Below are 26,082 nucleotides of genomic sequence, written 5' to 3' on the forward strand. Positions count from 1 at the left end.
TATGAAAATTGCCCTCCACGGAAAAAGTATTACGCCCGAAGCCATTGATTGTGTTAAAGATTTACTTCAGGTTTTAAGCGAAAAGTCAATCGACATCGCGATGTCGAAAGATTTTGAAAAGCAGCTAAAAAAAGTAAAGCTCAGTGCTAACCCAAGTAGAATTCTCCTGCCCGGTGACGACCTCTCTGATATCGACTTTGTACTCAGCTTAGGTGGCGATGGCACTATGCTCGACACGATAGCTTACACAGCGCAATATGAAACACCCATTGTGGGTATCAACCTAGGCAGACTTGGTTTTTTAGCCACTACCCCGCGTGGTGAAATTAACAATGCGGTTAACGCATTGGTTTCTGGCAATTTCAATGTAGAAAGCAGGTCATTAATTCATGTAGATTCAAACGATGACCTTTTTGCTCCATTCAATTTTGGGCTGAACGAATTTACCATCGTCAAAAAAGAAACCTCATCTATGATTGTGGTGCATACCTACGTAGATGGCGAATACTTAAATGCCTATTGGGCCGATGGATTGATCATATCTACCCCAACGGGCTCAACGGGGTATTCATTAAGTTGTGGAGGGCCATTAGTTCACCCAAGGTTAAAGAACTTTATTCTTACCCCAGTTTCACCGCATAACCTAAATGTTCGGCCAATTATTGTTTCAGACCAAAGCGAAATTACCTTTGAGATTGAAGGTAGAACCAATCGTTTTATGGTGTCTTTAGATTCACGATCGTGCAGTGTAGACGATAAAGTAAAAATATCCGTTAAGAGGGAGTCGTTCGAGGCAAAGCTGGTTAGGTTCGATCATAACAGCTATTTTGATACCTTACGACAAAAGTTGAATTGGGGGGTAGACGCCAGAAATTGAATTAACAATATTTAACTGGCTATTTTTGAAACAAAATCACAATGTTATCTAGCTTGCGAGCATATCATACGGATAAAACTGTATTACCAAAGTTTTTGAAGAAATCATTCTTGATAGCAGCATTTCTGCTGTCAACATTCAGTGCGAAAGCGCAAGACTCTGAGGTGGGTTTTGAGCTAGGGGCTTATAACTACCTTGGCGATGTAGCCCGCACATATGATTTTGGAAATTCAACTTTAGGGGCACAGTTCTTTGTTAAGAAACACCTTAATAATGGTTTTAACACCCGTATTTCAGCGGGATATGGAAAACTCAAAGGTGTAGATAACGAAGCATTTGACGTGTTTTCAGCAAACAGAAAGGCTTCATTTAAAGGTCGTTTTTTCAACGTTGACTTTCTCTGGGAATATAATTTCCTCGATTATCGAGACGAAAAGCTACAAAAGTTCTGGACACCTTATATTTTGTTTGGCCTTGGGGCTTATAAATATACGGGAGAAGATGGTTCTGGAACTTCTTATGATTCTGGATTGAATCTAAAATTACCCATAGGTATAGGGCTTAAATACAGAATTGATAGAAGGTGGACATTAGCAGCATCAACCAGCGCAATCAAAACAAATTCAGACACATTGGATAATGTTTCTGTAGACACTCCTTCGATTAAAGATTACAGAGGGGGCAATCCTAATGATGACGATTGGATGTTCTTCACGTCAATATCCATAAGCTATACACTCTATAAAATCGTGTGTCCGCAAGGCAAATTTAGATAGCTCTGATAAAGAATCAATTAGGGTTTAAAAACAATAACCATTTTCGTACCTTCGCACTCGCTTTTTCGCGAAGCAGATACAATGAAGAACAAAATTAAGCTCGACTCACTTCCAAAACACATAGCCGTAATCATGGATGGTAACGGCCGTTGGGCAAAAAGCCAAGGTGCAGCCCGTGTTTTTGGTCATAAAAATGCCATCAAGGCGGTAAGAGATACTACCGAAGGTTGTGCAGAATTGGGCATTGAATACCTTACTCTTTATGCGTTTTCAACTGAAAATTGGAACAGGCCGAAACTAGAGGTTAACGCCCTAATGCAGTTATTGGTGGCCACCATCAACAAGGAAATAAAAACCTTGATGGATAATGACATCAAATTAACCGCTATTGGTGACATCGCCAGTTTACCAGAGTCATGCCAACGCGAATTGGCACAAGCAATGGAAACCACCTCGAATAACAAAAGAATGACTTTAGTTTTGGCTTTGAGTTATAGTGGTAAATGGGATATTACCAATGCAATGAAGCAAATTGCCGCTAAATGCGAAACAGGAGCATTAAAAGCTGAAAACATTACAAGTGAAGTGGTTGAAAACCATTTGTCTACATCGGGGATTCCTGATCCAGAGTTGTTGATAAGAACAAGTGGCGAACAAAGAATAAGTAATTTTCTATTATGGCAAATGGCATATACCGAGTTTTTTATCACGGATACGCTTTGGCCAGACTTTAGAAGAGAGCATTTATATGAGGCAATTGTCTCGTACCAAACAAGAGAAAGAAGGTTCGGTAAAACGAGCGAACAGATATAGAATTAACCTTGGGAATGAAGAAAATATTTTTACTTCTGGTCATTAGCATATGTGGTTTAACGCAAGTTAAAGGGCAGGTGAGATATGGTGTGAATACGGCAGAAGGTGTTCAAATTGACTATACAAACCCAAGGGTTTTTGAAATTGCAGAGGTACAATACACTGGCCTTAGCACCATAGAAGAAAGAGCGCTTACTGGCCTAGTGGGCATTAAAGTTGGCGATAAAATCAGTATTCCCGGAAACGAAATTTCCGATGCCATCAAAAAACTATGGAAGCAAGGCATTATCGCTGATGTTCAGATTTGGCTCACCAAAATTGAAGGAGATAGAGCCTTTTTAGAGTTTAGAATCACCGAGCGCCCAAGAATTACAAAATTCGAAATTGAAGGCGTTAACTCCTCTCAAAAATCAGACTTAAAAGAGCAAATTGGCGTAATTGGTAAGGTAGCTAGTGCTCCACTGATTAAAAACAGTGAAAACATTATTCGAAAATATTATGTAGCAAAAGGCTATTTAAATGCCAATGTAAAAACACTTCAAGAGGCAGATTCGCTTGGCAATAAGGGTGCGCAATTAACTTTTATCGTTGATAAAATGTCGAAGGTTAGAATCAATAAAATTGAATTCGAAGGCAACAACTCTTTTTCAGACCAACGACTAAAAAAGCCTTTAAAGAAAACCAATGAAAAACCACGTTTCTGGCTTGTAGCAAGACTTTTCGACCAAATATTTAAGACCAGTCCTAAAACGGTATCAAATTATATGGACTCAACCTATTCTGTAAGTGAGTCTAGATTTAAATCGTTTATAAACGATAACGTAAAGCTCAACTTCCTTCAAAGCTCGAAGTTTATTCAATCAGAATTTGAAGCAGACAAAGATGCGTTGATTGCTTTCTACAATACAAAAGGGTACAGAGATGCGGCCATCGTGAGCAGTAGCGTTAAAAAAGTAGATGATGATTATATAGACCTCGACATCAAAATAGATGAAGGCAATAAATACTATATCAGAAATATTGATTGGACAGGAAACTACAAATACACCTCTTCTGAGCTTTCTCAGGTTTTAGGAATTAAAAAAGGTGATGTATACAATAGAGAAAGAATTGAAGCCAGAACCTCATTTGATGGACAGAACGGAGATGATATCAACTCGCTCTACATGGATGACGGGTATTTGTTCTTTAGGCTTGAAGTAGTTGAGGTAAGAGCTGACAATGACTCTATAGACCTTGAAATGAGAATGTATGAAGGCGAGCAAGCCACTATTAAAAGAATTATTCTTACAGGAAATGATAGAACAAGTGACCATGTAGTGTTAAGAGAAATCAGAACCCTACCAGGACAAAAATTCAGTAGAAAAGAATTAATTAGAACCACGAGAGAACTGGCTCAACTAGGTTATTTCGACCCTGAACAGATCAATCCAAAGCCAATTCCGAACAACGGAGATGGCACTGTAGATATTGAATTCAGCCTTGTTGAAAAATCATCAGATCAAATCCAGCTTTCTGGAGGCTTCGGGGGGCCATTTGGTTTTGTGGGTACAGTAGGGCTTCAACTGAACAACTTCTCGGTTAAAAACATTGGCGACTGGAGCAAATGGAGACCTTACCCGTCAGGTGATGGACAAAGGCTTTCCGTACAGATTCAATCTAATGGTAGACGTTTCCAGAACTATAACATGACTTTCTCTGAACCTTGGCTTGGAGGAAAAAAGCCTAACAACTTCAGTATAAGCTTTAACAGAACAGTAAACAGAACCTTTACAGATTATTACAATCCTTCTGATGTAAATGGGTACCTTAAAGCTTCTGGATTTACCATTGGCTTAGGTAGAAAGCTTCGTTGGCCAGACGATTTTTTCACCCTTTCTAATAGTATTTCATACCAATTCTACGATGTATTCAACTTTGGCAATACACTCGGTTTTGCTACCGGTCAGGCCAATAGTGTTACATTCAACACAGCCATTTCAAGAAGTAACATTGATAGTCCGCAGTTTCCTACTAGTGGATCTCAGTTCTCTTTAAATATAAACTTAACACCACCCTATTCACTATTCTTAGATAGATTTAGCGGTGAAGGCAGACCAAACCTTACTACCAGAGAACGTTATCAGTTTATCGAATACAACAAAACTTTAATGGATGCATCGTTCTTTATACAGCTTCCTAGCAAGTTTGTATTAAACGCCAGAGCTCACCTTGGGTTCATTGGTTCTTACGGAAACAAAACCGACACAGGACCATTCGAAAGGTTCTTTTTAGGGGGTAACGGATTAAATGGAGCAAACAACTTTATAATTGGACAAGACATTATTGCGTTAAGAGGTTATGATGATAACAGTATTGTGCCAGTAGACCCAAAAACCGGTTTTAGAGGTGGACTTATCTTTAATAAGTTTGTTGCTGAACTAAGGTATCCTGTATCGCTCAAGCCATCTTCAGTAATTTATTTATTGGGCTTTGGTGAAGCGGGTAATGCATGGAATAATTACTCGGAGTATTCTCCAAGAAATTTATTTAGATCGGCTGGTGTAGGAGCAAGAGTATTCCTTCCTGCATTTGGCTTGCTAGGTCTTGACTGGGCATATGGTTTTGATTCTGATAGAGAATTGGGAATTGATGGAGGTTCTCAAATTCACTTCACTATTGGTCAACAAATCAGATAACATGCACAAAATTTCGCCTGCCATAGTATTATTCTTCGTAATTTCTAACTTTGTGCTCGCTCAAAATAAAGCCTTTGCGCAAAAGTTTGGCCACATAGATTCAGAGTATATTCTATCTAAAATGCCTGAATACAGCCAAAAAAAGAAGGAGATAGAAGATCTCCATAAGGAATATGACAAAGTGGTACGGAGTTTGCAAAACGAAGCAGAGAAGATGAGGGCAGAGCTTAGGGCCAAAGAAATTTTGTTTACTCCTGAAATGATAAAGGAAAAACAAAAAGAAGTTGACCTTAAAGAACAAGAAGCCTTAGATAAATCGACAGAGTTTTTTGGTTATGATGGCCTTATATATAAAAAGCAAAACGAATTGTTAAGACCCATCAGACAAAAAATGTTTGAAGCAACAGAAGTGGTTTGTAGAAAACACAATCTCGACTACATGCTTGACAAAGCTGCCGACATGAGCATTATTTACTCTAATCCCGAACATGATTACACAGAGTTTGTGCTAGAGGAATTGGAGTTATTAAAAAAGAAGAACTAAAACATTAATTTGAATCTTAAAGTCATGAATCGTAAACTATTACTCGCTACATCATTGTTTTTAATGGCAATGACAGCCTGGAGCCAGGAATTTAAAGTTGGTTATACAAGCATAGATGCTATTGTATTTAGTATGCCTGAAATTCCTCAAATCAATGCCGACCTACAAGTCTATCAAAAACAATTGGCCAGTCAGGTAGAGAGCAAACAAAAAACAATCGATGCTAAAATTGCAGAGTATCAAAAATTGGCTCAGCAGCCAACAGTATCGCCAACAGTAATGCAAGAAAAAGAAACTGAAATCAGAAAGCTACAAGCCGATTTTGCAAACTTTTCTCAAAAAGCAGACGAATCTTTAAGCAATAAATCGAACAATCTGTTCAACCCAATTTATGTAAAGGTTCAAAATGCCATTGAAGAGGTTAGAAAAGAAAAAGGCTATGGCATGATTCTTAATGCAGGTACTGATACTGGCGGAATCGTTTTAGCAGCAAGAGAAGAAGATAACATTACTAAAGCTGTATTTGAAAAATTAGGCGTTCCAATGCCTGTTGCACCTGAAGGTGGAGCTCCAGCAGCAAAATCAGGAGGTAACTAAAAAATATCACTCCCAAAATGAAAGGCCATCTCAATTCAATTGAGATGGCCTTTTAGGTTCTATGAGCTTTTAAACTAGTCTTTCAATCTATACAAATCAACCTCAGCGGCCACATAGCCAAAGGCAGGCCAATTACCTGTTTCAATTACTTTTTGGAAAATCTCTTTCGCCTTGGTAGTGTCTCCATTATACAAATACCAATTTCCCATTCCGTAACCCTGAGTAGCCAAGCTAAGTGCTACATCCATTTGGTCAGTTCTGAGCAGCTCTTCTTTTGCCAGTTCACCCTTGTACATCATAATGCGTTTATAATAACTATCGTTTTCGATAATGGTCATTTCTGAATGAATAGGCTCAAGTACTGTGGCGGCCTCTTCTGCTTTACCTTCTCGCATAAGGCTCATATAAAGCCAATCTGTAGTAGCCACAAGTAGGTCATCATTTACACTGTATTTCAGGCATTCCTTATAGATTGCAGTTGCTTCTTCAAACTTACCTTGAAGGTAAAGCGCCAAACCATAGTGATAAAGAATGTTGAATTGGGTATTTGAAAGCGGAATGTTCATGCTATTTGGAGCACCATCAGGTTCAACCTCAATCTTCTCCTTGTCCATCAACTCAAAAGCTTTTTTATAATCAGCTTCTGCCTTTTCAAATTGGCGTGTACTAATGTAGCGATGACCTCTATGTCTATAAAGCTTATAAGAATTCGGAAACTTATTAATTCCCGCTGTAAACACCTCAATGGCTTTATTATAGTTGGTTAAATACGCCCAACGCCTTCCTAACCAAATGGTATTCATTTCGCTAGGCTCGTCATCAAAGTTCTTTTGAGCTTCTTCTAAATTAGCAGTCAAGGCTGAAGTAGCTTCTTCACTTCTGTCGGGAATATAAAGGGACGTGCCATCCACAGCATAGGCTTGAACTTCTTCTTTTTCTTCAGCCTTATCGCCTGAACAAGCAAAGAAAAACACAGTACAGCATAGTAATATCGATAAGTGAGCTTTCATATACTTAGTATTTATCCGTCAATTTAAAGGTCATTCCATTCTTTTTCTCATCTACTATTTTCTTCACATCTTGTAGAAGTTTTTTGGCATCATATACTATTCCGTCCTTCACTGTATAACGAACTCCCCCAACACGGATAAGTTCATTGTCATCATTCAGTTTTAATGCTCCTGTACCGTAAAGCACCTTTAAATTTTGTAAAGGATTTTCTTCTACAATTACAAAATCTGCAAACTTACCTACTTCAACTGTTCCAATTTTATCGGCCATTCCCAAAGCTTCTGCTCCATTCAATGTTGCAGACATAATTACTTCTAGCGGGTGGAATCCTGCTTCGCGAAGCAATTCTAACTCACGGATATAAGCGAAACCATACAACTGGAAGATAAACCCAGAATCGGAACCAGCAGTTACTCGGCCGCCACGGTTTTTGTATTCATTTACAAATGTCATCCAAAGGCGATAGTTCTCTTTCCAAGCCACTTCTTCTTCCGTTCCCCAATAGAACCAATAAGAACCATGCGATCTTTTGCTTGGGCGATAGAATTCCCAAAGCGAAGGAAGGGTATATTCTTGGTGCCATTCGGCTGTATAAGCACGCATTAAATCACGGCTAGCTTCATAAATATTGAAGGTGGGATCTAAAGTGAAATCCAAGTCAATCAATTCATTCATTACGTTGTTCCAGTGATCTGAAAAAGGAGGTGCTGCCTGTGCCCAGAGTCTACCTGCTTCCCCAAAACGGTCCTGTTCGTTTCTGTAGTTATAGTCTAAACTGTAGTTCTGAACCCTTCTATCTGTGAATAGCGCTTCGGGCAGGCCATACCAATGCTCCATTGAAGTCAATCCAGCTCGGGCAGAATTTAGCACATTCCAACGCACTACGTCCATTTGCGCATGATGCATCGCGGACCTTAAGCCTAGCTTCTTATTTTCTTCCAAAGCAGCCTGCATAATTTCAGGGGCAGCCCCAAAAAACTTAATACCGTCTGCTCCTTTGGCTTTATTTTGCCTTACCCATTCTCTGGCCATTTCTGGTGTTGAAATTGGTTCTTTGGCTCCTTGGCCAAAACCTGTGTAGGCCAAAATTCTAGGCGCAGTAATGGTATTTTGATTACTTTTTTCTTTCTGATCTAAAACCCACTGAAGACCATTGCCTGTAGAAGGATCGCGAATGGTGGTAATGCCGTGTGCCAACCAAAGTTTAAACACATATTCTGCTGGTGTACCTTGTGCAGACCCTCCTATATGGCCGTGCATATCTACGAAACCTGGCATTAAGTACATGCCTTCCAAATCCATTACTTGATCCTTTGGCCCTACTTTCGGGCGGTCTTGTTCACGGATTTCTAAGCCTGGGTAGCCTACATTGTAAATACCTTTAATAATGTTCTTTTCCACCACTATGTCCACTGGGCCTGTGGGTGGCGCTCCGTTGCCATTGATCAGTGTAACTCCCCGAATGATAAGTCTTTCGAAAGGCCCTTCGCCTTCCCTACGGTTGGGTGCTTTTTCTATTTGCGCTTGCAGGTGACCTACTATGGTGAGTAGAAAAAGGGACACGATTGTCCTCAAGAAGTATTTTTTCATAGTGATTAAGGTTGAATTAGTGCAGAAGATAATTATTTCCTCATCAGAACACAACGCTGCTTATTTTGGTGGAGCTAAATGAAAAGGGTATTAAAACAGAAAGCCTCACAGTTTTCACTGTAAGGCTTTTCATATGTTACTTGTTTGTAATTATTATTTCTTTTCCTTTTTCTCAAGGTTCATGTCGAGAATCTGACCAGACTGTTTCCATTTACCTGTAAACTTGCCGTCTTTTAAAGTACCTTCATAAGTTCCACCGATGGCTTCCATCTTCAGTTTTAACACATTTTCCTTAAAGCTTACCTCGTCAAACGCTAAACCATATGCATTTTGCATTGGGCTGTCCATCGTGGCTTTTAGGGCCTTCTCGTTTTCAGTAAGATGGATTATAATTTCGAGATCGCCATTTGGAGTAACTATTTTTCCGTTCCAATCACCAATCACTTTGGAATTATCTTGAAGAGAAAAACTAAGACTTGTAAGTACGAGTAATACTGTGGTTATAAATTTCATAATTTGAGTTTTTGATTATGTCAAATGTAAACGCAAAGACTGCTACAATAATCTGAAAAAAGAGCGAAAGGGAAATACAATGGTTAAATGAAATATTAAACTGGTCATTGAATTTCACTTCTAAGCACTTCTAGCGGAGATTTACTTAAAATACCTCTGCTGTTCAGTAACCCAATCAAAACCGTTAATGAAGTAATGGAAACATAAACCAGTAATACTGGAAGTACATTTGGTACGAAAGACGTTTCGAAAGTAAAGTAAGCCAAGGCCCAGCTACCCAGTAAAGCTAACATAATTCCAGAAAGCGAAGCCAAACTGCCTAATACAAAATATTCAAGGCTATTAATGGTCAAGATTTGGCGTTTACTTCCACCTAAAGTTCTTAACAAAATGCTCTCTCTTATACGTTGAAATTTGCTCAGAATTACCGAACCAATTAAAACCAAAAGCCCCGTAACAATACTAAACAAGGCCATAAAGCGAATGACAAAAGAGATTTTGCCCAAGATTTCATCTACTGTTGTTAGAATCAAACCAATATCAATTACCGAAACGTTCGGGTATTTCTTGACAATATCGCGTTGATAAAGCGCTCCTTCTTCAGTGGATTTGACTCTTGTGATCAACACATGAAACTGAGGCGCCTTTTCCAAAACTCCTTCGGGGAAGAGCACCAAGAAATTGGTTTGTACTCTTTCCCAATCAATTTCTCTAAATCCCCCCACATAGGTAGTAATAGGAACACCCTGCACATTCCAAATAAGCTCGTCACCTAGTTTGATTCGGCTACTTTCGGCATACCCCTTCTCAATGGTTACAAAAACTGAATCGCTTTCTGAATTCATCGTTCTAAATTCTCCCTCCACCAATTTCTCTGAATCAATAAGGCTATCACGGTACGTAATTCGCCATTCACGATTGAAAGCTCCTGACCGATAATTCAAGGTGGAATCGGCCATTACATCGGCCAAAGTATTGCCGTTAATTTTTGATAGCCTCATGGTTACCACAGGCACTTGCTGCAATACCGGCAATCCTTGCGCTTTGGTAAAATCTGCTATTTCATCTTTCTGATACGATTGAATATCAAACAGCATCATGTTCGGACGGCCTGCATCAGTGGTAATTTCTACTTGGCTGATCAACAAACCTTGAATAAAATACAGGGTGGTAATCAGCGCTGTACCCAAACCAATGGAAGCGATCAATATCGTAGTTTGGTTGTTCGGTCTATATAAATTGGCCAAACTCTGTCGCCACAGGTAACTCCAGCCCGTTGGGAAGAATTTCTTCACTGCCCACATGGCCAAACGAGCGATAAGCACCAAAAACCCAAAGGCCATTAATACCGAAATGGTAAACACAAAACTGTTAGAGAGGTCTCCGATTTGTAAATAAGCAAAGCCAAAAATGAAAATGAAGATTCCTGCAAAAACCAACCACCTGAGCGGGTCTCTTGCACCGTTTTCTCCATCAGGCGTGTTCCTTAAAGTGAGCAATGGAGACGCCTTTCTAATAGCCAAAAGTGGTGTAAGCGCAAAAAGGATAGACACCACAAGCCCTGTTGCAATACCTCCTAAAATAGAAGGCCAAGAAATACTGAAATTGACTTCTACAGGTAGAAAGTCTGCAAATACTTTTGGTAAAATGGTTTGTAAAAGTGTTCCCGAAAAAGCACCAATCGTTGCCCCTATCAAACCAATGACCCCAATTTGAATCAGGTAAATTAAAAAGGTATCTCGTCCTTTAGCACCAAGGCAGCGAAGAATCGCCACTGTTCTAATTTTCTCTTTAATATAAATATGCACTGCACTTGCTACACCCACACAGCCCAAGAGTAAGGCCACAAAAGCGACCAAGTTTAAGAAGCTGCTCAAGTCTTCAAACGTACGGCCTGTGTCTCGTTTTCTTTCCTCCACAGTATCTCCACGAATGCCTTCGGTACGCAGATACTCTCGGTCGGTTCTTAGCTGTTCATCTAGGTCAAATTCAGGATCGAGGTCGTTCAACTTGTAGAACTTCCTGTATTGAACACGGCTGCCTTTCTGAATCAGACCCGTAGCCTCCACGTATTTCATAGGAATATACACCGCAGGGGCTACCAAAGTAGCGGCCATAGACTGTGATGGTGAGCTGATCAAGGCGCCTTCAATTAAGAAAGTCACCTTTCCAATTCGCACGGAATCGCCTACTTGAACATCGTATTGCACCAAAACGCTTTGGTCTACCAAAGCTTTGGCTTGTCCATCTCTAAAAGATTGCGCTGCTGATGCAGGATTAGATTCGATAACCCCATAAAAAGGAAATGCACCTTCTAAAGCTCTAACATCTACCAGTCGACTACCCTGATTTTTTGGGAAGTAAACCATCGAGGCAAAGCTGTTTTCAGATGAAACCTCATAATCGAGTGTATCTAGAAAGGGATAGTTGAAATCATCTTTGTTGGCGCTTAATTCCAGGTCTGCGCCAAGTAGTTCTTTTGCTTGGCCGTTAATATCTTCTTTTAGGTTTTCGCTGAAAGAGTTAATTGCTACTAAAGCAGCTATACCAAGAATGATGGATGAAATGAACAGAAAAAGCCTCGACTTACTTTTTCGCGCATCGCGCCAAGCCATTAAAAATAACCATTTGGTAGAAGAATTCGACTGAAAATTATTTGAATTAATGTTCATCTAAAACAATCAAATTGAGGTTTCTGTATTCACCAATTCCGAATCAAAAACCACTTGTCCGCCTTTAATTCTAATGATTCGATTGGTTTTATTGGCCAGCTCTAAATCATGCGTCACCAAAATTAAGGTGGTGCCCGCTTCCTTGTTTAAACTGAACAGCAGCTCTTCTACTTTTTCTGAAGTTTCTTCATCTAAATTACCAGTTGGTTCATCGGCAAAAAGAATTTCAGGTTGATTTGAAAATGCCCGAGCAATTGAAATACGTTGTTGTTCTCCACCCGAAAGTTGTGTTGGGTAATGGTCGTGCCTATCGGCCAAACCTACACGGTCGAGCAGTTCTAAAGAACGCGCTCTTATATTTTTTTCCTTTCTTAGTTCCATCGGCACCATTACATTTTCAAGCGCGGTAAGTGTAGGCAAAAGCTGAAAATTCTGGAATACAAAGCCAACATTCTGGTTACGCACTGCGGCTCTTTGGTCTTCGTTGAGGGTTTCCAAGGCGTGGCCGTTCAATACCACAGTGCCCGATGATGCTCTGTCGAGGCCAGCGCATAGCCCAAGCAAAGTAGTTTTTCCACTGCCCGAAGGTCCAACTATGGAGAAACTTGTGCCTTTTTCAATTTCAAAATTTACATTTTTGAGTACAGTTAAATTTTTGGAACCGCTTTTGTAAGATTTCGTTAGGTCTTGAACCTTCAGTATACTTGCCATGTAGTAATAGGGATGTGAACATTTAAGACGTTTTTCCATCTTGAATGTTTAATGATCCTTCAATTAAGTGTAGAAACATATGATTTCAAAACTTCAACTCTTTAGTATTCTAACATTCATTGTTGCGTTTTGGCTTAGCCCGAACAATCAAGAGAAGAAAAAAATCATCTTTTTTGGTGACAGTATTACGGCTGGTTATGGTATAAGCTTGGAGGAAGCCTTCCCTAACCTTATTCAGAAAAAGATAGATTCTTTGGGGCTGAATTATGAGGTGATCAACGCTGGATTAAGTGGTGAAGCTTCGGCTGGTGGTTTAGATAGAATTGACTGGATACTACAAGGAAAGCCTGATATTTTTGTGTTGGAATTGGGCGGAAACGATGGCTTACGTGGCTTAAGCATTCAAGAGACCGAAGCCAATTTAAAAGCCATGATCGACAAAGTACGTCAGGCCAACGCGAGCACTAAAATCCTTTTGGCGGGCATGCAGATTCCGCCTAACCTGGGGCAGGAATACACTGAATCATTCCGTAAGGTTTTTGCCAAAGTAGCGAAAGAGAAAAAGGTAGATTTAATTCCTTTTCTACTTGAAAACGTGGGTGGTGAAGAAGATTTAAATCAATCGGACGGTATTCATCCTAACCGCGCAGGACATAAAATTGTAGCAGAAACCGTGTGGAGGTATTTGGAGAAGTATGTGAAGTGAAGATTTAATCTAACTTAAGTCACTGATCGTATTTTTTCTATAACCACAAAGAGCACCAAGTTTTTTCACAAAGTTCACTAAGGGGTTACTCAGTCAAATTTCCGTTTATGACTCTTCTAATTCCATGTTTTAGTAACGCCACATTGAAATTGATAAGCAAACCGAGTTTGTAATTACCAAGTTTCATATAAGTTAATGTTTGAGCCAAATGAACATCTGTCAAACTTTCCACACTTTTTAACTCAATAACTACCTTTCTCTCTACCAGTAAATCAATACGATACCCGCACTCTAACTTTACTTCTTCAAATACGAGTGGCATAGGTTTTTCCTTCTCAACCAATAAGCCTTCTTGTCGAAGTTTGTAGAATAAGCATTCTTTATAAGCACTCTCCAACAAACCAGGACCTAAAGCTTTGTGTACTTCTATGGCACACCCAATAATTTGATTCGCTATTTCATTCTCCGATTTATTCATCCTTAGTGCACTTCGTGAATTCTCTGTGCCCTTTGTGGTTAAAAATTAGCAAGCCTTAAGCTTTTTAAAACTATAGACATATAAGTTGTCAATAATTCAGCTCTGAAAAAAATAGCTGTCAACGCCTTAAAAAAGCATCGTACCGGTTCAGTACTTTTTGTGCTAGTTGGTATTCTGAAGCACGAAGGATTTCGATATCATAGAAGTTGCAGAACTCCATAAATTCATCAATCACACGGTCGTCTATTCGCGTAACAAATTTTACGAACTCCTTATTGAATTTAGCCTCAACAGCTTCTTTCTGCGTTTTCTCTTTTTCTTGAGCGGCCAACAGTACATTCAACTTCCGCTTCTCCATAAATTTTCGATCCAAGAAATTGAGTAAGCCAGAAATGCCAACACCTCCTTGCTCCAAGGTCTCCATCTGTGGTTTAGACCAATCCGTTTTGGGGGCATTCGGGTCTACAAAACCCAAATCCATGGGTACACGCTCAGGACGATTAAGATAAAAGTCTTTTGCAAAACCGGTTACCACCACTGAATCTAGCAAATAGGTTCCTTCTTCCAATTGAATAAATAGCCCTTCGGGGTGAGTCTCCATTAAAGAGGCTGTAATGGTAAAAGTCACGGGTTCATAGCCAATTGAAGTGATTTTTATGCTGTCATTAAGTTGTACCGGAAATTCAAACTTCCCTTCATTATCGGTAGCTACTCCCTTTTTTCGGTTCACTACCAAAACCGTTGCAAACGATATTGGCTCCAATGTGGATTTTTCCACCAGTTGACCTTTCAATACATAGTTTTCTTGCTGCTGAGCGCGAAGGCCAAAGCATAAGAGAAACATACATAAGATGGTGATGGTTTTGAACACGTTACAAAGTAACGCTTGATTGATAGATAACCCTAAGCTAAAATTGGTATTTAACTTTTTTTAACCGCCCTTTCTAGCTCTTGGTGCTTGAAATAAACCAGAAAGGGCGCTTGAGAATAATTCAAGCGCCCTTTTTGTGCATTTCGTGTTTGAGCGTAGCTCTATTTCTTCTTACCTAGTTTCATAGACTCGGCCATTTTTACGGCTTCATAAGCATTGACAATTCCGCCTGATTTTGACAGTTTTGAGAAATTCACTTCTTGATTGAATGTTCCTGGTTTAGTCACTTTAGTGCCATCCAGTTTGCGAACAGACTTCATCAAAATATCTTTAAGCTGTTCTGCAGTTAAATCAGGAAAATATGAAAGTAGCATAGCTGCTACACCAGCCGTTACAGGTGATGCCATGCTTGTTCCTTGTGCATCTTGGTAACCGTTATTTGGAGCGGTTGAATATATGGCCACACCTGGCGCAAATAGGTCTACGGTTTTATCTCCGTAATTACTAAAACTACCTATAAACTGACCGTCACTGCCCCATGAAGAAGCTCCAACTTCAATCCAATTGGCCCAATCGCCATTTTTACCGAATTTATCATTTGGAAAATTGTTGGCCTCATCAATGTCTTCTCCACTATTTCCTGCTGCGTGTACCAATAAAACACCCTTTGAATTGGCATACTCTATGGCATCATATACATACTGAAGGTTAGGCGAATAGGCTTTTCCAAAACTCATATTTATAATTTTTGCTCCGTTATCTACCGCATAACGGATTGCGTTCGCAACGTCCTTATCACGCTCATCGCCATCGGGCACAGCCCTAAGTGCCATAATACTTACATTGTTGGCTACACCATCGGTTCCAATGCCGTTTCCTCTGGATGCCGCAATAATTCCAGCTACATGAGTTCCATGAAAGTTGTCGGTTCCTTTACCAATAACATCGTTGTTTCCATAACCTTTCTCTGCAAGGTTATTTGGGTCATCACCTACTATTTCTCTTGCATCATATTCCAAGCTATAAGAGTACTTTGCATTCGCTTCCATTTCAGCCAAATCCATATTGATTAAAACCAACACACTATCCAACGACATTTCTTCATCAATAGATTGTAAAATCTGAATCATGTAGTTTTTCCCTAAGTCGATTACTGCATCATCCGATTCTATTTCTGATAAAGCTGCAACAGTTACTTCCTCAACATCCATATAGGCTTCAAACAGTTTATTAAAACGCTCAATTTGGCGTGCTAAACTTCCATACTGCTCAAATTCCATTTGTGCTTTGGTATGAGCTTCTTCAAATTCACTCTTTACTTTTTGCCAAGTAATAAACTCTTCCTTGTCTTTTTTATCAATATCCTTAAGCTCTTTACCTTCGTACTTTTCGCTCAGAATTTTATAGTACCGAGTTACTTCATAGCTATCCTTACCCACGTTACGGCCATCTTTTCCGCCAATGAAATTCCAGCCGTGAACATCGTCTATGTAGCCGTTGTTATCATCGTCAATTCCGTTATTTGGGATTTCGCCTGGATTGGTCCAAATCACATCTTTAAGGTCTTCGTGTTCGATATCAATGCCTGAGTCGATTACCGCAACGATTACTTTTTGAGAGGTTTTACCTTTTAATAACTCATAGGCCTTTTCGGTACTCACCCCATTCACTTTGTTTTCAACCGGATCAAGGTTAAACCAGTTTTTCGGAGGTGTTTGTAAAAGCCCTTGCTGGGCAAAGCTTGAAAGCGATACCAACAAGAGTACCACCCATATTGTATATTTTTTCATCTGTATATTTTCTAGTTTTTAAATATAGTATTAGCGCTGTTGAAACCTTCCCGTTTTTTCATTTTTATAACATTGGCCTGGGGGAATCAGCAGGCCATTCATGGCAATAAACGTGCCTTCTGATATATTATTGAGGCCACCAACTGCCACGCCAATATTAAAATCTGCATCGGAATTCGAAAATCTTTCAGGCCTATACGCTGCGGTAAGTATAATGGTTTTTCCTTTTATCTGACCAATCACTTTGGCCGTTTCAACCAGTGTATCAGATCCGTGAGTTATGACAATTTTTGCATACTCAGACGCCATACAATAGTCTCGAATTTTGCTTCTGTCTTGATCAGTCATGTCAAGGCTATCTTTTTTCATGAGGCTTACAATTTCATAGCCAAAGCCTAGAAAATTCCGTTCTAGAATTCGCGAAATGGCAGGTTCTCCAATTTCAAATGCATATCCCTTATTCAGTTTTGGATAGTCTTTATCTATAGTGCCTCCCGCTTGAATAAACAGTACTTTCATAAATGAAAGCTAATAGATTTTTAAACGCTTTGCTAGTAGAGTTGAACCCTTATTGTTCAATAGGTTGAATTCTCTTCATGTAAATACTAAAATTCACCAATAATAAAAACTAACCCTCTCCAAAACTTAAGTTTTAGTTGTATATTCCAAGGCGTTTAAAACCAATTAAACGGCAGTGTTACTTCAAATCAATTTAAAGAAGGTTAATTCAATATGAAGGGTATCCGTAAGCTAAGTTTAGCGTTTATCATTTGCTTAAGTTTTGGTTGTAAGCAGAAGGCCGTTATTGAAGAGGTTATCATTCCAGAAAAAAATGAAGTCGCCTTTTTTGTTAATAACTATAGTGATTCGCCCATCAGAATCAGGTTTTTCAGAAGTATAGCCGATAGCCTTGAGGCGGACTATTATGCTTACCAAGGAAAAGATACGCTTAACATTCCCATTTATCAGCCAGAAGTCGTTCTTATAAGCCATAGGAACATTTATAGCGATAGCCTTTATGTGACTAAAGGCGATTCAATTCATATTCTGCTGCCACAAAGTGGAGAAGCCTTTCAATTAAGTGGTGGCAAAAAGAGCATATCAACATCAAGCTCTAAACAGGCATACCTCGACTCGCTATATAGGTTATACACGATTTCAAACAACAAATTTAAACCTATCGAGATCAACTCAGATTTTGAAAAAATAAACCTTGGGTTTCCCCTCACTCTCAATAAAGATCTGCTTAAAACCAACCCAGATGCGTTTAATTTACTTGTTGAAGGTCTTTTGGATAAACTTTCGGAACAAAGAATAGAACAAGAGGGGACTTCTGGATTGAGTGACTTGAATGAACTTAAACTAGACTTAGAAAAAAGAATGGCCTTTTATAGACTAATGAGCCTTCTGCGCTGGACAAAAAGTCAAGAAATCAGAAGCAAGGCTTTCTCTTCTGATTTGTTCACTAGTGAGTTTATAATGAACAGTCGTTTTGGCATGGGTTATTTTCAAAATTTTATCATACAAGTAGTGCTAGAAGGTAAAACTGATCGCAGTAGGTCAATGGAATACATCAATTACAAAGAGGCTTACGATAAACTTCCCAACCATATGCCTGAAGGAGAACTTTTGAAGTTAGGCCGAGAAACATCTTTATTTAAGATGGTGGAATATAAGGAGCCGTATGTTGAAATCTCCGATTACCTGAATGAGTATATGATGACTTATCAGGACTCTACTTTTTTAGAAGAGTTTACTGAGCAATTCCTTTTGGGCTATGAAAAGCAAATCAATGAGAAAGTTGGATTGAACTTGTTAAAAGCAGACGGCAGTGTAATCCGATTCCAAGACATTTTAATCAAACACAAGGGCAAAGTAATTTACATTGACTATTGGGCGAGCTGGTGCGCGCCATGTATAGAGGCCATGCCTTATGCTGAAGCGCTTAGAAAAGAGTATGCAAATGAGGATATCGTTTTCGTTTACCTCTCTTCCGACAACGACCAAAGTGCGTGGAAAAAGGCCGCTGAAAAATATGGACTCAGTAATTATGAAAATAGCTTTCTTAGCTTAAACCACAGCAGTTCAGAGTTTATAAAAGCACTTCAAATACAGTCAATTCCTCGATACTTAATTTATGATGCCAATGGACGTTTGGTAGAAAAAAATGCGCCAGGGCCAAAAGACCCGTCTATTAAAGAAATGTTGGAGAAGTATATTCCTCATAACTGATTCAATATGAAAAGAACTATCGTACTTCTGCTCTATGTTTTTATTGTGACTTTTGCTCAAGCCCAAGAGGCTAACAAAATCACATTAAAGGCCTTTATTGTCGATAAATCCAATCAGCAACCGATAGAAAACGTCATCGTGTTTTTGCAGGAAAATAACCACATCGGTAAGCTTGTGGATTCAACAGGCATTTTTAGCTTATCATTTGATAGTTCTTTTCTCAACGATACACTATTGGTTTCGGTGTTAGGTTACAAACAAAGGCTGATTCCTTTAAAGGACATTTCATATACAGACATTCCTTTTAAAATTGAGCTTTCTCCCAACGCAATCATCCTCAAAGACTTTATTGTTGAAGGAAAGAAAATCGAAATACTTCCGATACTCGAAAAAACATTCGACCTCTTTGGCACGAATTACCCCAATCGCGCACATATGCTAGATGGCTATTATAGATCCCTTTTTACGGAAGGAGATAAGATAACCAAGGTTACTGAAGCTGACTTTTCGCTACAAGATGCTGGGTATAAAAAACCAGCCAAGGATAACGTCAAGATAAAGCTCAATGAAATAAGGGAAACCACCGATTCAGGAAATATAGACAGTACTGCCATTCGGTTTTTCAATAGAGTAAGCACCGTTCGAGAGGCGCCCGTTAATCCAATTCAGAACGTTTACGAAAGAAACTACATTCGCCTTTTTAATAACCCATCAACGGTATTTGGTTCATTTAAAAATATAGAAAGCAAAAAGTTCGAGGTTTTAGAATTCAACGATTCCATATGTCATATTTCTTACCCAACGCTTTGGGGCAGCACCACCATTAAAATTGATCTGAGGGACTATGTCATTTTGGAGTTTAGGCGATTTCAATACAACCAAGAACACCTTGTGAATGACGTTGAAGTGAAATTTCAGAAGGTAGAAGGTCGCTATTATCCCAAATCCATTAAGAGCGTTAGCCCTCGTTTTATCAACAGAAATTCGGACGATGACGAAATGGAAATTCATTATATAGAATTTCCGAACGTGCATACGGATGACTTCAAAAAAATCAAATTCAAGGAAATTACTCCAAGAGATAATAGCTTACCCGAGTTACCTTACCATTCAGGGTTTTGGGAAACCTACCCGATTTTACTACCCGATTGGGTGAAGGAAAGCCTAAAAAATAAGCAGCCCTTAGACCAGCAGTTTATCAAAAAGACATCGAACTAACTCATTAAAAAATATGAGGTACTCTCTTCTGATTCTTGCTCTGTTTGCAACAGTTGTCTCATGCTAAAAAGCCACTGTAGACCATAGCAAAAAGGCCATTGTACTTGAGTTTTCTGATCAAGCAATCATATCCCTTATTCGCAAAGGAGCTCTAAAGTTTCATTATATCAACGATGACTTATTGGAGAAAGAGATACGCTTTGACTCGGCAGACAACGGAAATATAAAAAGCATCACTCCTCTCGATAAAGCTTTGTCTATCCAAGCATCCTATAACCGAAAGAGCCAAAACCTTTCACTCTTTGGTTCGCAAAGGTTGAATATACTTCCAGATAGCATTTCCTTCTATTTTCAACCCAACGATCAAAGCTTCGATTATATAGCATATAGAGACTCAGCACTGTTTTCAAATACGATTTCAAGTGAATCCTATTTTTATGATTTCCTAAATTTTAAGAACTCCGATCAAAACAAAATTCAACCCCAAAACGAGGGTGAAGAGCTAGACAAAGACATTCTTAACTTAAAGGAGAAAGCTTTAATAGAGATCAGCAAAGAGGCATATCTGCTTGATTCCTTGTTAAGGGAACAAAAACTTACTGTAAAAGCCTACTATTACTACACTTGGCTAAATGAGCTTGACAAATTCAAGATTTTACTCAACGCCAATGATATTGCTAATGAAAATCCCATGCCGCTCGATTCATTCTTTCGCTCCACTATTTATGATGAAGATTCCATTCAGTTGATTTATCATGCGTTTGAGTACCGCGAATTAATGACCACCATCTACACTAAACATTTCGCTCCATCTCAACCCATTTATACCAAAGAAGACCTTGATCATGTGCTTTCGCCTATTCTGACCAATCAAAGCATTCCCGCAATGGAAAAAACAATGATCAGCCGAATAGCATTGCTTGAGAACCTTCCCAAATTATCGGTTGAAGGGGAAACAATAATGGTTGAGCAATACAGCCAAAACCACAATGATACCGTATTCAGAGCATACTATAATTCGAGTAAAATCAATCCAAAAACACTTGATTTATCTTCGAGGCTAATTGACTCTGATCAAAAGGAAATAGGGTTGGAAGAGCTGATTAAAGTCAATAGAGGAAAGGTTATTTACCTAGATTTTTGGGCTACCTGGTGCCTTCCGTGCTATCAGCAGTTTCCATATATCGAATCACTTATAGCAAAGTACCATCCGTCAGAGTTTATGTACATCCATATTTCGGTTGATGATGATTACGAAAAATGGCTAAGTGTAATTCAGAAATACGGTATCAAAGAGAATAGCTATATTATTAAGCAGGGAATAAGCACAAAGCTCTTTGAACAACTCAATCTCAATTCAATTCCTAGGTATTTACTTTTAGACAGCAAGGGAGAAATAGTTCACCTGAATGCACCAAGACCTTCTTCAACTCAAGTAGAGAATCTGATAGTCAGAGAAATTCAAGGTAATTCCTGATAAGGCAATCAATCACCTCGAAAGCACCTGAGTTCTGTGCATGTCCATTTTAAGGAGCACAAAAAGCATTATAGTAAATGACCAAAGGGATGAGCCTCCATAGCTAAAGAAGGGCAACGGAATACCCACCACAGGAAACAAGCCAATGGTCATGGCTATATTAATGGTGAAGTGAAAGAAGATAATTGCAGCAACCGAATAGCCATAAAAGCGTGCAAATTTAAACTTCTGCCGTTCGGCAATTACTGTAATCCTAATCATCAGAAAAACAAATAATGCAATCACCACGAAGCTTCCGAGCCAACCGTGTTCTTCAGCCAAAGTGCTAAAAATAAAGTCGGTGCTTTGTTCTGGTACGTAACCGTATTTGGTTTGTGTTCCTTCTAAAAAACCTTTGCCAGAAAAGCCGCCAGAGCCAATAGCAATTTTAGATTGATTAAGATTATAACCCGCGCCTAAAGGATCTACTGAATTGGAATCGAAGATGACAAGGATTCTATCTTTTTGATATTTCGGCACAAGATTTTCAAAAGCATACCCGAAGCCATAGGAGAAGCCCACACTGAGAAGGGCCAACAGCGAGGTAATTACAATATTCGAAACGGACCGTGATGTTACTAGAATCCAAATTATGCCCACAACAAGAACAATGATAATTATAATAGTAATTGGTAATAAAAGCGTAAGCACCCCAAGCAGTGCAAATGAACCTGCTACTATTAAATAAATAGCTGGCAAGCCTTCTCTAAAAAGCGGAAGAACAAAAGCAAAATACACTAACGATGAACCCAAATCGGGTTGAAGCATTATAAATCCAACCGGTAAGAAGATGATGAAGAAGGCCATCAACTGATGTTTGAATTCGGTAAGCTTAACGTTATTGTTAGAAATATACCTAGCCAGCAAAAGTGCAGTGGCCAACTTGGTAAACTCTGAAGGTTGAAGTCGAAAAATTCCTAAGTCGAACCAAGCCCTTGCTCCGTTAATTTTAGCTCCAAAGACTAAAACTGCCATCAGCAAGAGGATAAATAGTGCGTAGAGATAAGGCGCAAAAGATTCGTAAATACGAAAATCCATCAGGAGGATGACAATAATGAGTATTACCGAACCACCAATGAATAAAAGCTGTCGGCCTGAACTTAGACTTACATCGAAAATATTAAAAGCAGTTTCAGGGTCGTAAACCGATGCGAAAATATTGAACCAGCCCATCACCACAAGAATGATGTACAGGAAAACAATGGGCCAATCTAGGTTTTTTAATATGGAATCTCTTCTTCTCACTGTTGCTCTAAGGCAATCTTTCTAGCCTTTTCCTGTTTCTTTCTTTCTATTTCTCTTTTCTGTTCTTCGTCTAAGAAGTCACCTTTGAGCACATACTCCTCTCTATTTCTCCAGTCCTTTTCTATATAACCCTTAAGGTACATTTCCATTACAAGACTGGCGGTGGTAGCTGCGGCTCGTCCGCCCCAACCCGCATTTTCGATATACACCGCAATGGCAATTTTTGGATCATCTACTGGTGCAAAAGCCATAAATACGGAATGGTCTAAGGTCTCGTCTTTCGCTCCATTTTCAGCCGTTCCGGTTTTACTAGCAATTACAATATCCTTAATAGGTGCTCTAGTAGTAGCTTGAGCCGAACGTTTCATTCCCTCAATAATAGCTGGGTAATAATCGGAGCCTTTTCCTGTATACTTCTTTTCAAATTGCTTTAAAGTTACGGTACCGTCTTTCTCAAACCCCTTTACTAAATGCGGCTGTATGTAATAGCCACGATTGGCGATAATAGCAGCTAGATTAGCCACCTGTAATGGAGTAACCAATATTTCTCCTTGACCTATTGATAAGGATTGAACCGTGCTATAGCCCCAGTTCTTGTTTACATAAATCTTATCGTAATAATCAACATCGGGTATTAGGCCAGAAGCCTCTCCGGGGATATCGATACCCAACGGAGCACCAAAGCCAAATTTCTTTACGGCATCTGCCCACAGCGCTAGACCTATTCTTGAATCAGCAATATAATTAGGGTTCTTTCTTTGAACTACTAGCCTCCTCATTACTTCAAGAAAATAGTTGTTAGAAGACTTTTCAATACCTCTGGCTACATCATAGTAGCCTGCTGGGGCGTGGTCGCCAATTCCACTTAAATCAACATAGATTTGTTCATTCGGTTTAATCACTCCTTCATCTAAAGCAATAAGTGCCTGAACCGTTTTAAATACCGAGCCCGCAGGGTAAGTAGCCATATGCGCCCTATTGAATAAAAGTTTAGCGCTGTCTGATGCTATTTTTCCGTAGTTCTTACCAAACTCTCTTCCCGACAACATTTTTGGCTCATAAGTGGGGGCGGTAGCCATTACCAATACTTCCCCTGTGGAAGGGTCTATTGCAACAATACTCCCTGTTTTGCCCTTAAGTAGCTTTTCAGCATAGGTCTGTAATTCAAGATCAATAGTGGTGATTAGGTTTGTACCTGGTACAGAAACGGTGTCGAGCGCTCCATCTTTAAAGGATCCCTTTTCAATTCCTCTTACATTTACTTGCTTATAGCTTACCCCTCGTTTACCACTTAAGAGTCTTTCATATTGCTCTTCTAAACCAGTAATTCCAATATTATCGCCCGATCTGTAATAGCCAGTAGTGTCTCTGTCTAATTGACGTCTGCTAATTTCACCCGTATAGCCAAGCTCGTTGGCCAAAACTGGACTAGTGTAGCCTCTTACTGTTCTTGGGTTTACAAAAAAACCGCTGTATTTATAAAGTAGATCTTGAATTTTACCGTATTCCTCATGCGATATTTTCTTTAGAAATACAGAGGGTTTCACTCGCGAATACGTCCTCGCGGTTTTCATGTTCTCCAAAAAAACTTCTTTTTCTATTCCCAAGAGCTCGCAAAACTCGGTGGTATCGGCAATAGCAACATCTTTTGGAACGACCATGAGGTCGTAGACGGGTTCGTTATAAACTATGAGTTGTTTATTTCTATCGTAAATAAGGCCGCGAAAAGGGTATTGAACAATGGGCTGAATAATATTTCGCTCGGCCTTGGTTCTGTAATCTTTATCTAATACCTGAATAGCAAACAACTTGATCAGAAAAACTAATCCAATCAAAACAAACGCACCTTGTATAATATACCTTCTGTTGTCCCACATTACCGCTTCGCCTTAGAGTAAAAAAGATACTGAATAGCGATCATAAAAACCAGTGAGATAAGAGCCGTAACGGCAGATTTAAGGATTGAAATCCCTACCAGCTGGTTTCCTCCTGATTCAATTAAGAATACGGTTAAAGCATGAATAAAGATTAAAGGTAGCGCGTAGATAACAAACCAACCAAGACCGTAATTGGTAATCATCGGCAAATCATTAACTTCATAGCCACTTCTAGGCTTATTCCATTTCATCCAATAAGGACGAAGAAACGTTATCAGAACGCAGGCAAAAGCATGAATACCAAGCGTATTATAAAATAAATCGACAATTAGGCCTGCTATTAACCCAATGATCATAGCCGAGGCGAAGCCAATTTCTAAAGGTAGGAATAGCAAAAACATAAGGTATAGAAAGCAAAACCCAATACCGAAAATCACAAAGTATTTCAGAATTAGTACCTGAAAAATCATCAGCAGGATTGCTGTAACAGTCAATATGATCAGGTTTCTACTCATTAAAGTCTACAGGGTTGTTTAAAGAAACTGAGTCCTCTTCCTCCTTATATATATTCTCTATAACATACACATAGGCCAGTGTTCCAAAGTCCACACTTAAGGATACTTCGATTTCCAAATCGCGCTGATTAGGGTCGGGCTTAACACTGGCCACAGTTCCAATCATAATATCCTTTGGGTAAACAGCATTAAAGCTAGAAGTCACAACCGTATCGCCCACTTGAACATTATCTTCTCTAGTAATGTATAAGAGTTTTGCTACCCTTGGGTTACGCCCATCACCATCCCACTGAATAGTGGCCGTTCTGTTTGAATTCTTAAGTTTAGCCGAAACTTGATTTCTGGAATTCAGTAGCGAAATACCGCTAGAGTAGTTTTTAGATACCGTTCTAATTTTACCCACTACCCCCTTCTGACTAATCACACCCATGCCCGTCTTAATACCATCATTACTTCCTTTATTAATTTTAAAGAAGTTATGACTTAAGCGAATGGAATTGTCTACGATTTCGGCAGCAATTAGTCTGTAATGTACCGCATCAGTAGTATCGGTATCAATATCAAAGGTTTTGAGCGAATCTAATGGGGTTTCCGTTAGCTGTAACAACAGTGTTCGCAACCTGGCGTTTTCTTCGGCCAAATCGCTATTCACCTTTTTTAAGCTAAAGTAATCGCTTATGTTATTCGTTCTTTCATTAATATTTCCAACAAAGCCAGAGGCCACACTGAAGTACGCTGCTCTTTGGTAATTGTTATTTCGAACAATGATCCAAATACATAGTACCTCTAGGGTTAGAAATGTAAAAAACGCTCGGTATTTATAAAGAAAAGAAAATAACTGACCCATTCATT

23 protein-coding genes are annotated in these 26,082 nt (G+C 39.2%); 10 read left to right on the plus strand and 13 right to left on the minus strand.

Translation table 11 applies throughout. From position 1 onward, the window contains the following. Position 1 precedes the first annotated feature (1 nt). The 6 genes from AWW67_RS07255 (at position 2) to AWW67_RS07280 (ending at position 6,285) form a co-directional block, all read left to right on the plus strand. Positions 2-877, plus strand: a complete 876-nt coding sequence (locus tag AWW67_RS07255; RefSeq protein WP_062300874.1) for an NAD kinase — start codon at positions 2-4, stop codon at positions 875-877. A gap of 41 nt (positions 878-918) precedes the next feature. Continuing rightward, positions 919-1,653: a type IX secretion system protein PorG gene (gene porG, locus AWW67_RS07260; RefSeq protein ID WP_062300875.1), complete on the plus strand. Its 735-nt coding sequence runs from the start codon at positions 919-921 to the stop codon at positions 1,651-1,653. An 81-nt stretch (positions 1,654-1,734) separates the two neighbouring features. Beyond that, positions 1,735-2,466, plus strand: coding sequence for an undecaprenyl pyrophosphate synthase (uppS, locus tag AWW67_RS07265; protein WP_062300876.1), 732 nt, complete (start codon positions 1,735-1,737; stop codon positions 2,464-2,466). Positions 2,467-2,480: 14 nt separating this feature from the next. After that, entirely contained in the window at positions 2,481-5,144 is a 2,664-nt protein-coding gene (locus AWW67_RS07270) for a BamA/OMP85 family outer membrane protein (RefSeq protein ID WP_053222294.1), read from the plus strand. 1 nt (position 5,145) lies between these two features. Continuing rightward, entirely contained in the window at positions 5,146-5,688 is a 543-nt protein-coding gene (locus tag AWW67_RS07275; protein ID WP_071387072.1) for an OmpH/Skp family outer membrane protein, read from the plus strand. A gap of 24 nt (positions 5,689-5,712) precedes the next feature. Continuing rightward, positions 5,713-6,285, plus strand: coding sequence for an OmpH/Skp family outer membrane protein (locus AWW67_RS07280; protein WP_062300877.1), 573 nt, complete (start codon positions 5,713-5,715; stop codon positions 6,283-6,285). A gap of 74 nt (positions 6,286-6,359) precedes the next feature. Here AWW67_RS07280 and AWW67_RS07285 read toward each other — a convergent pair whose 3' ends face one another. The 5 genes from AWW67_RS07285 to AWW67_RS07305 all read right to left on the minus strand — a co-directional run bounded on the left by AWW67_RS07285 (position 6,360) and on the right by AWW67_RS07305 (position 12,782). Beyond that, entirely contained in the window at positions 6,360-7,295 is a 936-nt protein-coding gene (locus tag AWW67_RS07285; RefSeq protein ID WP_062300878.1) for a tetratricopeptide repeat protein, read from the minus strand. 4 nt (positions 7,296-7,299) lie between these two features. Further along, positions 7,300-8,886 (minus strand): amidohydrolase family protein, encoded by a 1,587-nt coding sequence (locus tag AWW67_RS07290; protein WP_062300879.1) that lies wholly within the window; start codon positions 8,884-8,886, stop codon positions 7,300-7,302. 153 nt (positions 8,887-9,039) lie between these two features. Beyond that, the gene (locus AWW67_RS07295; RefSeq protein ID WP_062300880.1) at positions 9,040-9,399 is read right to left on the minus strand and encodes a hypothetical protein; all 360 of its coding nucleotides are present in this window, start codon (positions 9,397-9,399) and stop codon (positions 9,040-9,042) included. Between the two features lie 104 nt (positions 9,400-9,503). Beyond that, the gene (locus AWW67_RS07300) at positions 9,504-12,071 is read right to left on the minus strand and encodes an ABC transporter permease (protein WP_260311358.1); all 2,568 of its coding nucleotides are present in this window, start codon (positions 12,069-12,071) and stop codon (positions 9,504-9,506) included. A 9-nt stretch (positions 12,072-12,080) separates the two neighbouring features. Then, positions 12,081-12,782 (minus strand): ABC transporter ATP-binding protein, encoded by a 702-nt coding sequence (locus AWW67_RS07305; protein WP_062300881.1) that lies wholly within the window; start codon positions 12,780-12,782, stop codon positions 12,081-12,083. 79 nt (positions 12,783-12,861) lie between these two features. Here AWW67_RS07305 and AWW67_RS07310 point away from each other — a divergent pair, with 79 nt between their 5' ends. After that, a complete protein-coding gene (locus tag AWW67_RS07310; RefSeq protein WP_062300882.1) occupies positions 12,862-13,488 on the plus strand; it encodes an arylesterase in 627 nt (208 codons plus the stop codon). Between the two features lie 85 nt (positions 13,489-13,573). On the opposite strand, the gene AWW67_RS07315 is transcribed toward AWW67_RS07310, so the two are convergent. The 4 genes from AWW67_RS07315 to AWW67_RS07330 all read right to left on the minus strand — a co-directional run bounded on the left by AWW67_RS07315 (position 13,574) and on the right by AWW67_RS07330 (position 17,146). Further along, entirely contained in the window at positions 13,574-13,966 is a 393-nt protein-coding gene (locus AWW67_RS07315) for a GxxExxY protein (RefSeq protein ID WP_062300883.1), read from the minus strand. Between the two features lie 118 nt (positions 13,967-14,084). Continuing rightward, positions 14,085-14,810 (minus strand): carboxypeptidase-like regulatory domain-containing protein, encoded by a 726-nt coding sequence (locus AWW67_RS07320; protein ID WP_053222301.1) that lies wholly within the window; start codon positions 14,808-14,810, stop codon positions 14,085-14,087. 188 nt (positions 14,811-14,998) lie between these two features. Further along, complete coding sequence (locus AWW67_RS07325; RefSeq protein ID WP_062300884.1) at positions 14,999-16,627, minus strand: S8 family peptidase; 1,629 nt, start codon at positions 16,625-16,627, stop codon at positions 14,999-15,001. 30 nt (positions 16,628-16,657) lie between these two features. Beyond that, complete coding sequence (locus AWW67_RS07330; protein WP_062300885.1) at positions 16,658-17,146, minus strand: asparaginase domain-containing protein; 489 nt, start codon at positions 17,144-17,146, stop codon at positions 16,658-16,660. A gap of 213 nt (positions 17,147-17,359) precedes the next feature. Between AWW67_RS07330 and AWW67_RS07335 the strand changes: the two genes are divergently transcribed. From AWW67_RS07335 to AWW67_RS07345, 3 genes are all read left to right on the plus strand, one after another. After that, the gene (locus AWW67_RS07335) at positions 17,360-18,859 is read left to right on the plus strand and encodes a TlpA family protein disulfide reductase (RefSeq protein WP_062300886.1); all 1,500 of its coding nucleotides are present in this window, start codon (positions 17,360-17,362) and stop codon (positions 18,857-18,859) included. 6 nt (positions 18,860-18,865) lie between these two features. Beyond that, entirely contained in the window at positions 18,866-20,077 is a 1,212-nt protein-coding gene (locus AWW67_RS07340) for a peptidase associated/transthyretin-like domain-containing protein (RefSeq protein ID WP_062300887.1), read from the plus strand. A gap of 181 nt (positions 20,078-20,258) precedes the next feature. Then, entirely contained in the window at positions 20,259-21,554 is a 1,296-nt protein-coding gene (locus AWW67_RS07345) for a TlpA family protein disulfide reductase (RefSeq protein ID WP_062300888.1), read from the plus strand. Positions 21,555-21,566: 12 nt separating this feature from the next. Here the strand turns inward: AWW67_RS07345 and rodA are convergent, their stop codons facing one another. The 4 genes from rodA to mreC are packed head-to-tail and all read right to left on the minus strand — an operon-like array spanning position 21,567 to position 26,077. Continuing rightward, the gene (gene rodA, locus AWW67_RS07350; RefSeq protein WP_062300889.1) at positions 21,567-22,838 is read right to left on the minus strand and encodes a rod shape-determining protein RodA; all 1,272 of its coding nucleotides are present in this window, start codon (positions 22,836-22,838) and stop codon (positions 21,567-21,569) included. Next, positions 22,835-24,715 (minus strand): penicillin-binding transpeptidase domain-containing protein, encoded by a 1,881-nt coding sequence (locus tag AWW67_RS07355; protein WP_071387073.1) that lies wholly within the window; start codon positions 24,713-24,715, stop codon positions 22,835-22,837. Before AWW67_RS07355 ends, rodA begins: the two co-directional genes overlap by 4 nt. Continuing rightward, positions 24,715-25,230, minus strand: coding sequence for a rod shape-determining protein MreD (gene mreD / locus AWW67_RS07360; RefSeq protein ID WP_053222306.1), 516 nt, complete (start codon positions 25,228-25,230; stop codon positions 24,715-24,717). Before mreD ends, AWW67_RS07355 begins: the two co-directional genes overlap by 1 nt. Continuing rightward, positions 25,223-26,077: a rod shape-determining protein MreC gene (gene mreC / locus AWW67_RS07365; protein WP_062300890.1), complete on the minus strand. Its 855-nt coding sequence runs from the start codon at positions 26,075-26,077 to the stop codon at positions 25,223-25,225. The genes mreD and mreC overlap by 8 nt, the downstream gene beginning before the upstream one ends. Positions 26,078-26,082 lie beyond the last annotated feature (5 nt).

The organism is Roseivirga seohaensis (genome assembly GCF_001592945.1).
Taxonomy (GTDB): domain Bacteria; phylum Bacteroidota; class Bacteroidia; order Cytophagales; family Cyclobacteriaceae; genus Roseivirga; species Roseivirga seohaensis.

Excerpts from the sequence above, each read along its gene's own strand:
- AWW67_RS07355 (WP_071387073.1), bottom strand. The coding sequence starts at position 24,715 with ATGTGGGACAACAGAAGGTATATTATACAAGGTGCGTTTGTTTTGATT.
- AWW67_RS07300 (WP_260311358.1), bottom strand. The coding sequence starts at position 12,071 with ATGAACATTAATTCAAATAATTTTCAGTCGAATTCTTCTACCAAATGG.
- uppS (WP_062300876.1), top strand. The coding sequence starts at position 1,735 with ATGAAGAACAAAATTAAGCTCGACTCACTTCCAAAACACATAGCCGTA.
- AWW67_RS07275 (WP_071387072.1), top strand. The coding sequence starts at position 5,146 with ATGCACAAAATTTCGCCTGCCATAGTATTATTCTTCGTAATTTCTAAC.
- AWW67_RS07295 (WP_062300880.1), bottom strand. The coding sequence starts at position 9,399 with ATGAAATTTATAACCACAGTATTACTCGTACTTACAAGTCTTAGTTTT.
- AWW67_RS07315 (WP_062300883.1), bottom strand. The coding sequence starts at position 13,966 with ATGAATAAATCGGAGAATGAAATAGCGAATCAAATTATTGGGTGTGCC.
- AWW67_RS07290 (WP_062300879.1), bottom strand. The coding sequence starts at position 8,886 with ATGAAAAAATACTTCTTGAGGACAATCGTGTCCCTTTTTCTACTCACC.
- AWW67_RS07270 (WP_053222294.1), top strand. The coding sequence starts at position 2,481 with ATGAAGAAAATATTTTTACTTCTGGTCATTAGCATATGTGGTTTAACG.
- AWW67_RS07305 (WP_062300881.1), bottom strand. The coding sequence starts at position 12,782 with ATGGCAAGTATACTGAAGGTTCAAGACCTAACGAAATCTTACAAAAGC.
- AWW67_RS07320 (WP_053222301.1), bottom strand. The coding sequence starts at position 14,810 with ATGTTTCTCTTATGCTTTGGCCTTCGCGCTCAGCAGCAAGAAAACTAT.
- AWW67_RS07280 (WP_062300877.1), top strand. The coding sequence starts at position 5,713 with ATGAATCGTAAACTATTACTCGCTACATCATTGTTTTTAATGGCAATG.
- AWW67_RS07310 (WP_062300882.1), top strand. The coding sequence starts at position 12,862 with ATGATTTCAAAACTTCAACTCTTTAGTATTCTAACATTCATTGTTGCG.
- AWW67_RS07285 (WP_062300878.1), bottom strand. The coding sequence starts at position 7,295 with ATGAAAGCTCACTTATCGATATTACTATGCTGTACTGTGTTTTTCTTT.
- AWW67_RS07335 (WP_062300886.1), top strand. The coding sequence starts at position 17,360 with ATGAAGGGTATCCGTAAGCTAAGTTTAGCGTTTATCATTTGCTTAAGT.
- AWW67_RS07330 (WP_062300885.1), bottom strand. The coding sequence starts at position 17,146 with ATGAAAGTACTGTTTATTCAAGCGGGAGGCACTATAGATAAAGACTAT.
- mreD (WP_053222306.1), bottom strand. The coding sequence starts at position 25,230 with ATGAGTAGAAACCTGATCATATTGACTGTTACAGCAATCCTGCTGATG.
- mreC (WP_062300890.1), bottom strand. The coding sequence starts at position 26,077 with ATGGGTCAGTTATTTTCTTTTCTTTATAAATACCGAGCGTTTTTTACA.
- AWW67_RS07340 (WP_062300887.1), top strand. The coding sequence starts at position 18,866 with ATGAAAAGAACTATCGTACTTCTGCTCTATGTTTTTATTGTGACTTTT.
- AWW67_RS07325 (WP_062300884.1), bottom strand. The coding sequence starts at position 16,627 with ATGAAAAAATATACAATATGGGTGGTACTCTTGTTGGTATCGCTTTCA.
- porG (WP_062300875.1), top strand. The coding sequence starts at position 919 with ATGTTATCTAGCTTGCGAGCATATCATACGGATAAAACTGTATTACCA.
- AWW67_RS07255 (WP_062300874.1), top strand. The coding sequence starts at position 2 with ATGAAAATTGCCCTCCACGGAAAAAGTATTACGCCCGAAGCCATTGAT.